Source organism: Solwaraspora sp. WMMD406, assembly GCF_029626025.1.
Lineage (GTDB): Bacteria > Actinomycetota > Actinomycetes > Mycobacteriales > Micromonosporaceae > Micromonospora_E.
Map to the genome: position 1 here is coordinate 7,053,300 of NZ_JARUBF010000001.1, position 15,147 is coordinate 7,068,446.

Here is a 15,147-nt window from a genome sequence, read left to right on the forward strand (position 1 = left end):
GTGGGGTTGCCGGCGGGTCTGACCCGCCGGCAACCCCGCTCTTCCACTACTGGACGATGGCGGCCCATGTCACGAACAGGTGCACGACGATCACCACGATCGCCAACACCGACGCGGCCGGCAACCGCACCGAGATACCGAGCCCTGCTCCGCAGTCTTCCACACGCACTCCTGAAGGTCGTAGGTAGAGATTCAGGAAGAGAGTACGCTGACGGTGCGTAACCATGGGTGCGACGCCCCGGCCGCTTCACTGGGAGGTGGGCACCGAAGTGCTGAAACGTTGATGATCTGTGACGCACCGCATACTCTTCAAGATCCAATCAGTGTCTCCGATGCCCGTTTGAGGAGTTTTGCACTTCTCAATCTGAGCTCTAATCCGATACGGAGACGACGAGGCCGAGTTCTTGGTCGAGGTGGGCCGTCCTGTTGCCCCAGACAGCCGGCTGCGCACCGTCCGTGCCAATCTGGAACCACAGCGGTCGCAGGTCCTTGAGCCAGCCGTTGTCACCCCAGCTCGGCGGCAGGGCCAGAGCGGGCTCGTAGCCCCGCAGAAGGTCCGCCCGTACCGGGATGGTCTCCTGCAGGATGGTCCTCACCTCGGTGTTCCTGAACCGACCGCCAGAACCGGAGCCTCGCCGCGGCAGCGCGACCCGTCGGTGTGGATCCAGCCATTGCTGGCCGTCCTCGTCGAGGTAGCAGCAGAGGATCCGGTCGGAGTCGGCTCCCAGACGGGTCGTCGCCCGCCACTCAGGGGTCTCGTTGTGGCTCAACACGGCCAGGTCGGCGACCTCCGCCGGGTGCGGGATGACCCCCAGCTCCGCCACCCCTTGCTTCGCCCTTCCCTGCGCCCAATACTCGTCGTACTCCGCGCTCAGCACCGGGTCGTCGACGATCAGCCCTGGAACGTACACCGCCTCCACATGCTCCTGCACCGACTCCGGAACGGCGATACTGTCGATCCCCGCCAGACGAAGATGCGTGGCCCGCAGCAGGTACCGCGAATACACCTCGCCCCACGCCGCCGGCCGGACATGCCCCTCACCGGACGCGTCCCGCGGGTCGAGCACCACCACCCGCGGCCCCGCGGCCCACGACGGCCTCACCCGCAGGTGACGCTGACACCGGCCCGCCCGCTGCAGCAGCTGGGCCATCGGCGCGAGGTCGGTCACCAACAGATCGAAGTCCAGATCCAGAGACTGCTCGATCACCTGAGTCGCGACCACGATCACCGGAACCGACCGGTCCCCGTCCCTGCCCAACCTGCCGGTGATCTGCGCCGTGATCTCCTCTCGCCGACGAGCCGGGAACCGGGAATGCAACAGCAGCACATCCACGCCGGTCGGCGCCCAGTTCCGCACCAGACGCCAGGTCCGCTGAGCGTCGTTGACCGTGTTACAGACCACCGCGGCGCAGCCACCGACCGACGCCACCGGAGCCAGCACCTGCCGTAGAACATCACGACGATCCAACGGATTCGCGTCCGGCCCCGTGACATGCCGGACCGCACGGACGTCAACGCCGAACCGCATCGTCCGGCCCGCCACGACCCGCTCACGCGCGGCCGAGGAGATCGTGACCACGCCACCCTTCGCGGCGGGCACGAACGACCACCCCGGATACGGCACGGCCACCCGCTCCGGCTCCGTGCCGGCACCCTCCTGATACGCCTGGACAAGAGCGGCCGCCTGCGACGACGGCAGCGTCGCCGACAGCAACACCACCGGGCAGCCGTACCTACCCAACCAGTTCAACAACCGCCGCAACAACGCGCTCATGTACTCGTCGTAGGAGTGCGCCTCATCGACGATGAACACCTTGCCCGACAGGCCCAACAACCGCAGCGCGTTGTGCCTGGTGGTCAAAGCGGCCAGCAGCGCCTGATCGATCGTCCCCACCGCCATCGGAGCCAACAGGCCACGCTTACGGCCACGCAGCCACTCCGGCGCCACCACATGACCGCCGGGGTCGTCGGACACCACCACGCCCGACTCGTCGACCTCAGCAGCCGCCCGTGCCTCATACTCGGCGTTCAGCCACGACATGCTGTGCAACAGCGTCACCGGTGCCGGACCGTCAGCCAGCTTCACCGCGAACTCCCGAACCCGGCGATACATCTCGTCGGACGTCGCCATCGTCGGCAACGCGAAGAAGAAGCCACCGGCCCCGCACACCTCAGCCAACCGGCGAGCCGACACCAACCCCGCTTCCGTCTTGCCGTCCCCTGTCGCCGCCGTCACGACCAGCAGCCCCGGACCATTCACCACGGGCAGCAACTCGTCGATGATCGACCGTTGAAGCGCATTCGGACGATGCGGGAACAAATCGGCGAACCCGGCCGCGCGATACGAGGGAATCCCCAACCCGGCCTCATCGACCAGAGCCACAGCCGGATCGGTCAACTCCGATAGATGAGCCGCTGCGGACTCCACCGTCGCCAACTCCGGCACCCGCGACAACTGCCGACGTAGAAAGTGCTCCTGACTGGCCAACCAGTCCGCCAAGATCACAAGCCCTGTGATCAGGACACAGGCCGCAGCGTCCGCTGCCGCTGGCGGCGTCGGCGAACCCACCGCACCATGAACCACCCGAACCAAAGCCTCACGCTGCCGAGCCCAAGCGCCCCCACCCAACTGCAGACGCCCACCATGAGGACCACTGGTCTGATGAAAACGACCATGGTGCCCACCGACGACCTGCCCCACCCGGTACGCCATACGGTCACTGGCCCGGCGCCCCGACTGCGGATACCCAAGCGCCCCCAGAAGCCCCGGCAACGCCAGCTGACCAGCGACGTCATGCGCCAACGAGCAATCAACGCGACCGTCCCCATAGTCGCCGCCTCGGCACAGCGCGGTGAACGCCGCCTCGTTCTTTTCCTGGAACCCAGGTATCGCCTTACCGACATCATGCAACCCGGCCCAGAACATGATCAACGACCTGGCGTGACCCTCATCAACAGCCAACCCCTCCACGATGATCCTGCGCTGATTCGCCGCCAGGTATCGATCCCACAACACACCCGCCACCGCAGCCGCATCGATCAGATGCCAGACCACCGGGTACGGCCGCACCAGCCCCTTAGACTTCCCCCAGATCCCAGCATCGACCCACTCCCGATCGGCGCTCACTCCAATGTCCCCCACTCACGATCACGACAGCAGCCGCATGCAACCACAGCCCTACGACACTTCCACCACACCAAACAAAAACCGCACCCCCGCCCGCTAACACCGCAGGTCACGAAGTGTCCTCCCCACGCACGTGGGGGTGTTCCCTCACCACCTCGCTCGGGTGGTCGGGGATCCTGGTCCTCCCCACGCACGTGGGGGTGTTCCGCAGCCGGTAGCGGCCAGCCAGCGACGGCTTTCGTCCTCCCCACGCACGTGGGGGTGTTCCGGCGTGGGACACCCGCTCGGTCAAGTACGGCGCGTCCTCCCCACGCACGTGGGGGTGTTCCGCCGACGCACTACGGGCCGGACCCCGGCCACGGGTCCTCCCCACGCACGTGGGGGTGTTCCGCTGCTGTACGAGGTGCCGATTGACCCGGCCTGGTCCTCCCCACGCACGTGGGGGTGTTCCGATCGCCCCGCCCGCCGGCGACAAGCAGCCGAGAGTCCTCCCCACGCACGTGGGGGTGTTCCACGTCCACGAGTTGCTGTTGAACCAGCGTTGTGTGTCCTCCCCACGCACGTGGGGGTGTTCCCGCGTGCCAGGTGCAGCCGATCGCGTTCGCGGCGTCCTCCCCACGCACGTGGGGGTGTTCCGCTCCGGTGCGGCCGGCGTTCCTCCGGTAGCCAGTCCTCCCCACGCACGTGGGGGTGTTCCTTCGGCCAGCAGGTCGCCGGTCGCGGCAGACCCGTCCTCCCCACGCACGTGGGGGTGTTCCGACACGGGAGCGGTTCCCGAAGGGCGCTCAGGTGTCCTCCCCACGCACGTGGGGGTGTTCCGGCTATCTGTCGGGGCTGCCCGGTCGCGGACGCGTCCTCCCCACGCACGTGGGGGTGTTCCGCCCTGGACGGTCCGGAGGACCGCCGCCGGCTAGTCCTCCCCACGCACGTGGGGGTGTTCCGGCGGGGTCGCCTAGTCGATCCACTCCGGGTCAGTCCTCCCCACGCACGTGGGGGTGTTCCGGATTCCTCGTCCTCCGAGGTCGCCCACGGCACGTCCTCCCCACGCACGTGGGGGTGTTCCGATCGTCAAGCACAGGTCGGTGTGGTCGAGCACGTCCTCCCCACGCACGTGGGGGTGTTCCCTTGGACGCTGGCAACCGGACTGGCACCGGGGCGTCCTCCCCACGCACGTGGGGGTGTTCCGCTGGCGCAGATGCTGGGCATCCCGCCGCAGGAGTCCTCCCCACGCACGTGGGGGTGTTCCGGTGGTGTCGGAGACGCCGTTGACGGCGGCGAGGTCCTCCCCACGCACGTGGGGGTGTTCCGCCGCTCCGGTAGGCGGCCCGGATCAGTTTCGCGTCCTCCCCACGCACGTGGGGGTGTTCCGTACTGGTACAAGGCCATCGGGTCGCTGTCGTTGTCCTCCCCACGCACGTGGGGGTGTTCCGCCTTGGACAAGACGTGCACCAGGTGTGGAGAGGTCCTCCCCACGCACGTGGGGGTGTTCCGCGTCACCGGCTGCGGATCCGTCCGGAGTGGTCGTCCTCCCCACGCACGTGGGGGTGTTCCGGCCGGCTCCTACCCGCTGGAACTGCTGGTGGGGTCCTCCCCACGCACGTGGGGGTGTTCCGCACACGCCCTGGCCGCAGCCGCCGGGGTGACAGTCCTCCCCACGCACGTGGGGGTGTTCCGTCCACCGAGTACGGCATGCCCAGGTACTGCTGTCCTCCCCACGCACGTGGGGGTGTTCCGGCGACCAACTGATCGCCAGCCTCGGCGGCCTGGTCCTCCCCACGCACGTGGGGGTGTTCCGCTGGCTGCCGAAGCTGCTAAACCAGGCGCTGAGTCCTCCCCACGCACGTGGGGGTGTTCCCGACGCGAATGAACGATTGCTGGTGGAAGTGCACGTCCTCCCCACGCACGTGGGGGTGTTCCCGGCGCGACGCCGCCCGGCGGTCTCCGTGACGCGTCCTCCCCACGCACGTGGGGGTGTTCCCACGGCCGACGTCGACACCACGTCACTGGCTGTCAAGCCCCGGGTTTGATGGAGAGTTGGTTATCTGGTTTTCAGGGGTGTGGTGACCGGTCGGGTCATCGCGTGTAGCGCTTCGTACTCGGCGGGCGGGACGTGTCCGAGCTCGCCGTGGAGCCGTCGGTTGTTGTACCAGTCGATGTACTCGACGGTGGCCATCTCCAGGTCGTCGAGACCGCGCCACGGACCGGTGTTGCGGACGAGTTCGGCCTTGTACAGGGAGTTGAACGCCTCGGCCATGGCGTTGTCGTACGAGTCGCCCCGGGAGCCGACCGAGGCGACGGCGCCCGCCTCGGCGAGCCGTTGGCTGTAGCGAATCGCTCGATACTGGACTCCCCGGTCGGAGTGGTGCACGAGTCCGCCCAGGTCAGCGCCCTGATTCTCGCGGCGCCAGATCGCCATTTTCAGCGCGTCGAGCGCCAGATCCGTGTAGAGCGACGTCGAGACCTGCCAGCCGACGATCATCCGGGAGTACACGTCGAGGACGAACGCGGCGTACACCCAACCCACGGCGGTACGCACATAGGTCAGGTCGGCGACCCACAGCCGATTCGGGCCCGCCGCGGTGAAGTCGCGTTCGACCAGGTCAGCGGGCCGGCTGGTCTCGGCGGCGGGCCGGGTCGTGCGCGGTGACCTGTCGCGCAGCAGCCCACGCAGCCCGGCGGCGCGCATCAGCCGCTCGACCGTGCACCGGGCCACGTCGACGCCCTGCCGGTGCAGCTCGTGCCAGATCTTGCGGGCCCCGTAGACGCCGTAGTTGGCAGCGTGGACCTGTTCGATCATCGCGGTCAGCTCTTCGTCGCGCCGTGATCGGGCCGAGGCGGGGCGGGCCTTGGCGGCGTGGTAGGTCGATGGTGCGATCCCGGCTGGCGTGTCTTCAAGCGCCCGCAGGACCGGCTGGACACCGTGTTCGGCCTTCTGGGAGTCGACGAACTCCACTCTCATCGCGACGGCCGGTCCAGCTCCGCCGCGAAGAAAGACGCTGCGGATTTCAGGATCTGGTTCGCCCGCCGCAGCTCACGGACCTCCCGTTCCAGCGCGGCGATGCGGTCGGCGTCGCCGCTGGTGGTGCCCGGACGGTCGCCGGCGTCGGTCTCGGCCTGCTTCACCCAGACCCGCAGCGCCTCGGGGTGCACGCCGAGCTGGTCGGCGATCCGCCGGATCGCGCCGACAGCGGACGCCGGGTCCCGGCGTGCGTCGAGGGCCAACCGGGTCGCGCGCTCACGCAGCTCGTCGGAGTACTTCTTCGGTGCGGGCATCGCTGGTGTTCCTCCCAGGTTTCGATGTCTCCATCAAACCCGGTGCGGGACAGGCGTCGTCCTCCCCACGCACGTGGGGGTGTTCCCGGCACCTGCACCTGCTGCCGGCTGCTGGACGCGTCCTCCCCACGCACGTGGGGGTGTTCCGCCGGTCGTCGGCCGGGCCCGGGTCCGCTCCAGGTCCTCCCCACGCACGTGGGGGTGTTCCGGACGCGGTAGAGGTGCTGTGGTACCGGTCTCCGTCCTCCCCACGCACGTGGGGTGTTCCCCACCTGCGGCTGGGCGTGGTCCTGGGCACGGGGTCCTCCCCACGCACGTGGGGGTGTTCCGCAGCCGTCGTGTTGTCGTCCAACCCCATCGCCGTCCTCCCCACGCACGTGGGGGTGTTCCGCTCCACGCCATCGAGGCCCACCAACCCGGCTCGTCCTCCCCACGCACGTGGGGGTGTTCCGCTCTCCGGCTACGCCGTCGGCATCCTCCGCACGTCCTCCCCACGCACGTGGGGGTGTTCCGCACCTGACCCTGTCGCAGCGGATGCTCGGGTCGTCCTCCCCACGCACGTGGGGGTGTTCCGGTTGCCGCCCGGCCCGTTGCGCACGTACTTCAGTCCTCCCCACGCACGTGGGGGTGTTCCGCTCGCCAAGCGCGTGTGCCGGTCGGCGCACCCGTCCTCCCCACGCACGTGGGGGTGTTCCAGCGCGGTGACGGTGGTCGGCTGGGACGGCTACCGTCCTCCCCACGCACGTGGGGGTGTTCCGCTGCGCGAGTGCAAGGCGCGGGCGCTGGAGGCGTCCTCCCCACGCACGTGGGGGTGTTCCGTCGAGGTCTTCCATCCGGCGCTGCCGGTCGCGGTCCTCCCCACGCACGTGGGGGTGTTCCGACGCGGCACTGCACCTTCGCGGTCTCGCCCCCGTCCTCCCCACGCACGTGGGGGTGTTCCGGAATCCGCGAGTGCTCATGCGATCCGCTCCATGTCCTCCCCACGCACGTGGGGGTGTTCCGGTCGCGTAGAAAACGCACGCCGGCGCGGTCGTGTCCTCCCCACGCACGTGGGGGTGTTCCGCCGAGATCCTTGGCCATCCAGAACAGGCGGTCGTCCTCCCCACGCACGTGGGGGTGTTCCGGGATCGCACCTGGTGCTGGTTTGATCAGCGACGTCCTCCCCACGCACGTGGGGGTGTTCCGTCGTCGTGACCCCCGCCCGAGACCACCTCCCAGTCCTCCCCACGCACGTGGGGGTGTTCCGCCGACATGCACAGCGAGTACGGGATCGACCTGGTCCTCCCCACGCACGTGGGGGTGTTCCGCGGCGGCCGGCTCTTCGGCCTGCTCGGCGGGCGTCCTCCCCACGCACGTGGGGGTGTTCCTCCTACCCGACACCACTGGCGTGGGGGGCCGCCGTCCTCCCCACGCACGTGGGGGTGTTCCGCCCGAGCGCCTTCGCGGCCTCGGCGTACTCGTGTCCTCCCCACGCACGTGGGGGTGTTCCGCCGGGCAGGTGTTGGCGCGAACAGGTAGGTGGGGTCCTCCCCACGCACGTGGGGGTGTTCCGACCCCGCTGATTCACCCGCGCTGGCGTCACCCGTCCTCCCCACGCACGTGGGGGTGTTCCGCCCGGCCAGATGGTGTCTGGTCGGGCTTCCGGGTCCTCCCCACGCACGTGGGGGTGTTCCGCCCGGCCAGATGGTGTCTGGTCGGGCTTCCGGGTCCTCCCCACGCACGTGGGGGTGTTCCGCACGTCACCGGCGACATCCCGGCCATCACTCGGTCCTCCCCACGCACGTGGGGGTGTTCCGATGATGCGGGCGGTGATCGGGCCGTTGATACGTCCTCCCCACGCACGTGGGGGTGTTCCGGTAAAGGCGGCGGCGGCCTGGTCGTACCTGGCGTCCTCCCCACGCACGTGGGGGTGTTCCGACATTCAGACGTGCACCACGGACGGCTCACACGTCCTCCCCACGCACGTGGGGGTGTTCCGGCGATGATGTTGGCAATTGCGGGGTCGACGTCGTCCTCCCCACGCACGTGGGGGTGTTCCGGATGCCTGACGAACATGTCCGAAGGCGCATCCGTCCTCCCCACGCACGTGGGGGTGTTCCGAAGTCGTGCATGTTGTGGGTGGAGAACACCCGGTCCTCCCCACGCACGTGGGGGTGTTCCGTCAGTACGTACGGATTCTGCGTCCGTACGTACGTCCTCCCCACGCACGTGGGGGTGTTCCCCTCAGGGACCACGCCACCGACGACATGATTCGCGTCCTCCCCACGCACGTGGGGGTGTTCCGCTCCTCGGCGGCATCGAGTCGCTGACCGAAGAGTCCTCCCCACGCACGTGGGGGTGTTCCGTCAGTACGTACGCGCCAGCGGCCGCCTGGCCGTCCTCCCCACGCACGTGGGGGTGTTCCGCAGGGCGGCGACCTGGCCGGCGGCATCGACCCGTCCTACCCACGCACGTGGGGGTGTTCCGCACTCGACCAGGCCCGCGCCGCCGCCCAGGCCGTCCTCCCCACGCACGTGGGGGTGTTCCGATCGGGCCACCCGTCGCCCGGCGGTCGAGCCGGTCCTCCCCACGCACGTGGGGGTGTTCCGCCGAACGGCGGTGGCCAGCGGTGACCGCCATCGTCCACCCCACGCACGTGGGGGTGTTCCCCGGTAGACGGTCACCCCGGTGCGGGGTCCGCGGTTCTCCCCACGCACGTGGGGGTGTTCCGCCGCCAACGGACTCGGGGTTCCCGCATGAGCAGTCCTCCCCACGCACGTGGGGGTGTTCCGTCCAGTCGGCGGTGCGGGGCCGGTTCTCGTTCGTCCTCCCCACGCACGTGGGGGTGTTCCTAGCGGGTCGTGTCCAAGCCGTGGTCATCCCGCGTCCTCCCCACGCACGTGGGGGTGTTCCGAAGTGGGAAGAGTCGATGTGGCTGAAGTGCGCGTCCTCCCCACGCACGTGGGGGTGTTCCGCCGGAGACGACCAGCAGCACATCCGGCCACCAGTCCTCCCCACGCACGTGGTGTCAACGCTCCGGCAATCTGAACCCTGCATGAGTCTTCGAATTTTGACCCGTGGTTGGTCAGTCAGTCGCGGCTGGTGCGGTTTTCCTTGGCGAGGAGCTCGCGGCGTTGGCGGGTGCGGTAGGAGTCGCCGGTGAGGGTGAGGACCTCGGCGTGGTGGACGAGGCGGTCGATCATCGCGGCGGCCACGACGTCGTCGGAGAACGTCTCGCCCCAGCGGCCGAAGGGCAGGTTCGAGGTGACCATGACCGAGCCGACCTCGTAGCGTGAGGCGATCAGCTGGAAGAACAGGTTCGCGGCGTCCTGGTCGAACGGGATGTACCCGACCTCGTCGATGATGATCAGCCGGTAGCGGCGGATCTTCTTCAGCTCTGCTTCCAGACGGTTCTGTTGGTGGGCGGCGGCGATGCGGGCGATCCAGTTGCTGGCGGTGTCGAACAGGACCGAGTAGCCGGCCTGGCAGGCTTTGACGCCGAGTCCGATCGCCAGGTGTGTCTTGCCGAGTCCGGGTGGACCCAGCAGGATCACGTTCTCCGCCTTGGGGACGAACGTGCTGGTGGCCAGGTGGGCCAGGACGTCGCGGCGGAGCGACGGCAGGTGGTCGAGGTTGAAGTCTTCCAGGGTTTTGACCTGGGGGAAGTGGGCGGTGCGGACCCGCATCGTGGTGCCTTTGGACTCCCGGTCGGCGACCTGACGTTGCAGCAGGGCGGCCAGGTACTCCTCGTGGGACCAGTTCTGGTCCCGGGCCTGTTCGGCCAGTTCCTCCCAGACGGCGCCGATGGTGGGTGTCTTCAGCACTCTGGTCAGGTAGGAGATCATCGACGGCATCCCGTCCCTGGGTGTGCTGGTCCGTGGTGGCGTGGTGGTGGTCACTGGTGGCTCGCTTTCGTCGTGAGGTTGGTGAAGTCGACGCCGAACAGGGCGTCGTAGTCCGGTAGCGCCCGCAGCGCGACGGTGTGACCGTCGCTGTGGTGGCGCACGGACACCTGGCGGCGGTGGCGTTCCTCGGTGAAGGCCTGACGCAGGCGTTGCGCGGTGTCCTTGTGGACCGGGTCGGTGACGAGGCCGTGTCTGGCCCAGGACCGGTCGTGGTGGGCGACGGCCTGGCCGTCGCAGGACACCGTCACGGTGTCCAGTGAGGCGTTCACGTCGACGAGGCGGCCGATCGAGCGCGGGTCGACGGAGTAGTCGACGGTGTCGACGCGGACGTAGTAGTCACGTCCGAGCCGGACGCGGTTGGTCAGCCCGGTCGGGGGTTGCACCGGCGGCAGCGGGATCATCGACAGGTAGTCGGTGGCCAGCAGGTCCACCGGGCGGCCCTGGACCGAGCGGACGGTGCGGGCGTTGGCCCCGGCCAGCCAGTCGTCGAGCTGGGTGTTGAAATCGGCGGGTGAGGTGAACAGCCGGCCGGGCATGAACGAGGTCTCCAGGAATCCGTTGGTGCGTTCGACCATGCCTTTGAACTCCGGATCGCGGCGGGGAGCCAGCCGGATGCGCGTGGCCAGGGTTCCGGCGAACGCCGCCGCCGGCGCCGAGACCCGTCCGGTCCCGCCGATCGCGGATTCCCGGTCCCACACCAGGGTTTTCGGCACCCGCCGCAGCTGCGAGATCAGCCGCCACATCCCGGACAGGATGTCGCCGGCCTGCCGGGACGGGATCATCACGGCGGTCATGAACCGGGAGAACCCCAGGGTGATGACCAGCACCGGTAGCTTCGTGCGTGACTGGCCCGCCGCGACCGGGATCGCGGTGTCGGGAAACCACAGGTCGCACTGGGCGATCTCGCCCGGCTCGTAGACGGTCCGGTCGACCGGGTCCACACCGACGTACTCCGGCCGGATCACCGCCAGCCGTCTGCGTAACGGCGGCATCGAGTAGGGCCACTTGATCCGCTCGGCGATCACCGGCCCGGGCATCCGTGGCCACTCGGTCAGCAACGCCCTGATCCGTGGCTCGTAGGGGTCGACGACCGAGCCTCGTGGCTCACGTTCGTACTTCGGCGGCCGGTCGCTGGCCAACGCCGCCCGGACCGTGTTGCGGGCCACTCCCAGCCGGCGGGCGATCTCCCTGATGGGTACGCCCTCCGCACGATGCAACCGGCGTATTTCAGCCCAGTCCTCCACTTTCAGCACCCTCCTCACATACAGCAGGATGGGTCAGTTTTCGGAGACTCCTGGTGGGTCAGTTTTCAGGAAGCGACGACACGTGGGGGTGTTCCGTTGAACTCCCAGTCGCTCCCGTGCACGAAGATGTCCTCCCCACGCACGTGGGGGTGTTCCGCCGGCTGCTACGAGGCCACCGACAAGACCGAGGTCCTCCCCACGCACGTGGGGGTGTTCCGATGGCATCCCGGCTACGCCACGCCGCCTCGGCGTCCTCCCCACGCACGTGGGGGTGTTCCGTGCTGGCAGTGCGGGGCCGAACCGACCGACGTGTCCTCCCCACGCACGTGGGGGTGTTCCGGTCTCCGGGGTCTCGTTGTAGACGCAGTTGCCGTCCTCCCCACGCACGTGGGGGTGTTCCGATTGCGGTGTTGCGGGGGCACGGGTGGGCCAAGTCCTCCCCACGCACGTGGGGGTGTCGGGGTACAGATTGGAGTGCAGAGCTATGTACAGCTGATCTTGCAGAGGTGCACACCGTTTGTCCGTCGTCTGCGGGTGGCTGGGGGTGAGGCTGCCCGGGTCGTGATCGGACCGGCGTGGGACGGCTGGCGGTGAGGGCGTTGGATGAGCAGCGGTGGCTGGACGTGCGTCGGTTCCGGGCGCTGCACGAGGCTGGTGCGAGTGTCTCGGAGATCGCCCGTGAGACGGGTCTGAACTGGCGGACGGTGAAGAAGTACCTGGCTGCTGGCAGCGGCGAGGTGGTGCCGCCGGTTCGGGCGCGGCCGGCTCGTGGGCAGCTGATCGATGTGTTCGCGCATGTGGTCGATGCGTGGTTGCGGGCGGAGTTGCTGCTCAAGGGCACGGTGGTCCATGAACGCCTGGTCGAGCAGTACGGGTTCACCGGTAACTACCAGCGGGTGAAGCTGTATCTGCAGCAGGCCCGTCCCCGGATCGCCGCGGAGCTGGGGATCAGCCCGGATCAGCTGGCGGGGCTGCATCGCCGGTTCGAGGTCGTTCCGGGTGCGCAGGCGCAGGTGGACTGGGGTGACGAGGGCGGCATCCTGGCTCACGTCGGGATTCCGAAGGTGTACTCGTTCCACATGGCGCTGTCGTACTCGCGGGATCCGTTCTGCTGCTTCACCACCAGCCAGGACCTGGCCGCGTTCTGGGAGTGTCACCGGCGGGCGTTCGCGCACTTCGGGCGGGGTTCCCGGGGCGATCGTCTACGACCGGACCAAGACCGTGGTCCGCCGGCACGTCGCCCCGGGCCTGGCGGTTCCACTGCACCCGGAAGCGGTCGCCTTCGCCGGACACTACGACTTCGACATCGATGTGCTTGCCGCATACCGGCCGACCGGCAAAGGGCGGGTCGAACGGCAGGTCACCATCGTCCGTGATCACGTCCTGGCCGGACGGGCGTTTGCGTCGCTGGCCGAACTCGATGCCACGTTCCTGGCCTGGGTTCCGCAGCGGCGGGCCGTGCGACACCGCACCCACGGCGAGATCATCGGCGTGCGGGCGGTCCGGGACCACGCCGCGCTGCGACCGGTCCCGGCCAGGGCGTATGTGGTCGCCGACCGGCATCTGCGGCACGTCGGCAAGGACTGCCTGGTCGCCTACGCCGGCAACCTCTACTCCGTGCCGGCCCGACGGGTCCGCCACCGCCAGCTCGTGGAGGTCCGGGCGACCGCCGCCACCATCACCATCCACGCCACCGCGCCCGGCCTGGACGGCACCTCCCTGCTCGCCACGCACCAACGGGCCGTGGGCCGAGGCGCCCGCGTCGTCGACGAAGCCCACTGGGACGGACTGCCCGACGGACACACCCGTGCCGTCACCACCGGCGACCCCGACGGCGGGCAGCCGACCACACGCCGACCGGCCCGCCACGACAGCGGCCAGGGACCGCTGCAAGCCCTGCTCAACCGGGCCGCCGCCGCCCAGATCGCCGTCGAGGCCCGGCCGCTGTCGGTCTACGAGCAGATCGCTGCGGCCAGCCCGTTCACCAACCGCCCACACCTGAAGGACGTCTCGAAGTGAGTGAGCTGGTCACCAACCGCATCCACGCCAGCGCCACCAAACTCGGCCTGCCCCACCTGGCCAAGACGCTGCGGGAACTCACCGGCCGGGCCGACACCGAGGCCATGGGCTACCTGGAGTTCCTCGACCTCGTCCTGGAAGAGGAACTCGCCGTCCGCGACGAACGCCGCTTCCGCGCCGGGCTACGCCTGTCGAAGCTGCCGCACCACAAGACCCTCGACGACTACGACTTCAGCTTCCAACCCGACCTGGACCCCCGCAAAGTCCGTGACCTCGCAACCCTCGCGTTCGTGCAGGCCAAAGCCAACGTCGCTCTCCTCGGCCCGCCCGGCGTCGGCAAGACCCACATCGCCGTCGCCCTCGCGGTCGCCGCCTGCCGAGCCGGATTCACCGTCTACTTCACCACCCTCGACGACATGGTCCGCCACCTCACCGCCGCCGACGCGATCGGCCGGCTGGCCCGCAAGCTGCAGACCTACCTACGCCCCACCGTCCTGGTCATCGACGAAGTGGGCTACCAGCCCCTCGAACGCCCCGAGGCCAACCTCGTCTTCCAGGTCATCTCGAAACGCTACGAAAAGGGCTCCACCCTGCTGACCTCGAACAAGGGCTTCGGCGAATGGGGCCAGGTCTTCGGCGACGAGGTCCTGGCCACCGCCATCCTCGACCGGCTCCTGCACCACTGCGACGTCGTCCCGATCAACGGCCCCAGCTACCGGCTCAAGAACCGCCTCACCGCCATCGAGAACGTCGCCTGATGCCCACCCCGGCCACCCCGGACGACTCACCAACCACCACAGACACCAACCACGGCGACCTGCTGCAACTCCTGCTCCAGATCTGCGAGGACTTCCTCGCCAACACCGGACCGGCGACCCACCACGAGGTCGACATCCTCCTACGCGCCCGCGGCATCACCGGCGGACCCGGATGGCTGATCGACATGCTCGCACTCACCCGCCTACGCCTGCAGAAAGCAACCCACCACGACCAGACAAGCCCTCAGCCCAACACCTGACCTCTGCAAGATCAGCCGTACCTACCTCTGCACTCCAACGAGTACCCCGACACGCCGTCGACCGCACCCAGATCGACATCACCACAGCCCGACTGGTCGAAGCCATGGTCATCGGCTTCGCCCGCCAGAACGCCATGATGCGCCAACTCGACGTCCGCCAGGACCGCCTCGAAACCACCATCGCCGCGTTGACCGAAACCACACACGGCACCGCCACCCGCGTCGAAGAGACAGCCGCCCGCGTCCACGCCACACAGACCCACCTCGCCCACCTCAGCCAACGGGTAGCCGAACTGGAAAACGCCAGCGGACACCACACCCACCACCATCCCGGCGGGCACGCCCCGCGACCAAGCTTCCTGCCACCCGACACCGGGTCGTAGGAAGGCCAGACCACGGCCGGTCACGACACACCACGACCAGCCACGGCAGGTCTCGGCTGGGCAAGGCCGGGCAAGGCCGGTCTCGGCTCACCGCGGCACGCCTCGGCTCGACAGGCCAGGTCACGGCTTATCAGGGAAGCCCTGGGGCGCGACACGCCCCCGCGCATCGCGCCCCAGGCATCGACACCACCCCACCCC

Annotated in this window: 8 protein-coding genes and 3 CRISPR repeat arrays; of the genes, 4 read left to right on the forward strand and 4 right to left on the reverse strand. The window is 68.9% G+C overall.

Annotated elements, in window-relative coordinates; all coding sequences use genetic code 11:
- Nucleotides 1-371: 371 nt before the first annotated feature.
- The 4 genes from cas3 to istA form a co-directional block, all read right to left on the reverse strand.
- Complete coding sequence (cas3, locus tag O7632_RS31755) at nt 372-3,128, reverse strand: CRISPR-associated helicase Cas3' (protein ID WP_278119706.1); 2,757 nt, start codon at nt 3,126-3,128, stop codon at nt 372-374.
- Nucleotides 3,129-3,246: 118 nt separating this feature from the next.
- A CRISPR array of direct repeats spans nt 3,247-5,107; the repeat unit is 28 nt; unit sequence GTCCTCCCCACGCACGTGGGGGTGTTCC.
- 59 nt (nt 5,108-5,166) lie between these two features.
- Nucleotides 5,167-6,401, reverse strand: a protein-coding gene (locus O7632_RS31760; protein ID WP_278119708.1) for an IS3 family transposase whose coding sequence is annotated in 2 segments (ribosomal slippage) — nt 5,167-6,122 and nt 6,122-6,401 — 1,236 coding nt in all. Because the reading frame shifts where the segments join, the coding sequence is not laid out codon by codon here.
- Nucleotides 6,402-6,459: 58 nt separating this feature from the next.
- Nucleotides 6,460-9,416: direct repeats of the CRISPR family, unit length 29 nt; unit sequence GTCCTCCCCACGCACGTGGGGGTGTTCCG.
- Nucleotides 9,417-9,469: 53 nt separating this feature from the next.
- Nucleotides 9,470-10,279 carry an IS21-like element helper ATPase IstB gene (istB, locus tag O7632_RS31765; protein WP_278119709.1) on the reverse strand — a complete coding sequence of 270 codons (810 nt, stop codon included), beginning with the start codon at nt 10,277-10,279 and terminating at the stop codon, nt 9,470-9,472.
- Nucleotides 10,276-11,538, reverse strand: a complete 1,263-nt coding sequence (istA, locus tag O7632_RS31770; protein ID WP_278120562.1) for an IS21 family transposase — start codon at nt 11,536-11,538, stop codon at nt 10,276-10,278. Before istA ends, istB (O7632_RS31765) begins: the two co-directional genes overlap by 4 nt.
- Before the next feature lie 58 nt (nt 11,539-11,596).
- Nucleotides 11,597-11,991: a CRISPR direct-repeat array (repeat unit 29 nt; unit sequence GTCCTCCCCACGCACGTGGGGGTGTTCCG).
- Between the two features lie 759 nt (nt 11,992-12,750).
- Between istA and O7632_RS31775 the strand changes: the two genes are divergently transcribed.
- The 4 genes from O7632_RS31775 (at nt 12,751) to O7632_RS31790 (ending at nt 14,949) form a co-directional block, all read left to right on the forward strand.
- Complete coding sequence (locus tag O7632_RS31775) at nt 12,751-13,548, forward strand: hypothetical protein (protein WP_278119711.1); 798 nt, start codon at nt 12,751-12,753, stop codon at nt 13,546-13,548.
- Entirely contained in the window at nt 13,545-14,306 is a 762-nt protein-coding gene (gene istB, locus O7632_RS31780; RefSeq protein WP_278119713.1) for an IS21-like element helper ATPase IstB, read from the forward strand. Before O7632_RS31775 ends, istB (O7632_RS31780) begins: the two co-directional genes overlap by 4 nt.
- A complete protein-coding gene (locus tag O7632_RS31785; RefSeq protein ID WP_278119715.1) occupies nt 14,306-14,566 on the forward strand; it encodes a hypothetical protein in 261 nt (86 codons plus the stop codon). Before istB (O7632_RS31780) ends, O7632_RS31785 begins: the two co-directional genes overlap by 1 nt.
- A 104-nt stretch (nt 14,567-14,670) precedes the next feature.
- Nucleotides 14,671-14,949: a hypothetical protein gene (locus O7632_RS31790; protein ID WP_278119717.1), complete on the forward strand. Its 279-nt coding sequence runs from the start codon at nt 14,671-14,673 to the stop codon at nt 14,947-14,949.
- Nucleotides 14,950-15,147: the final 198 nt, after the last annotated feature.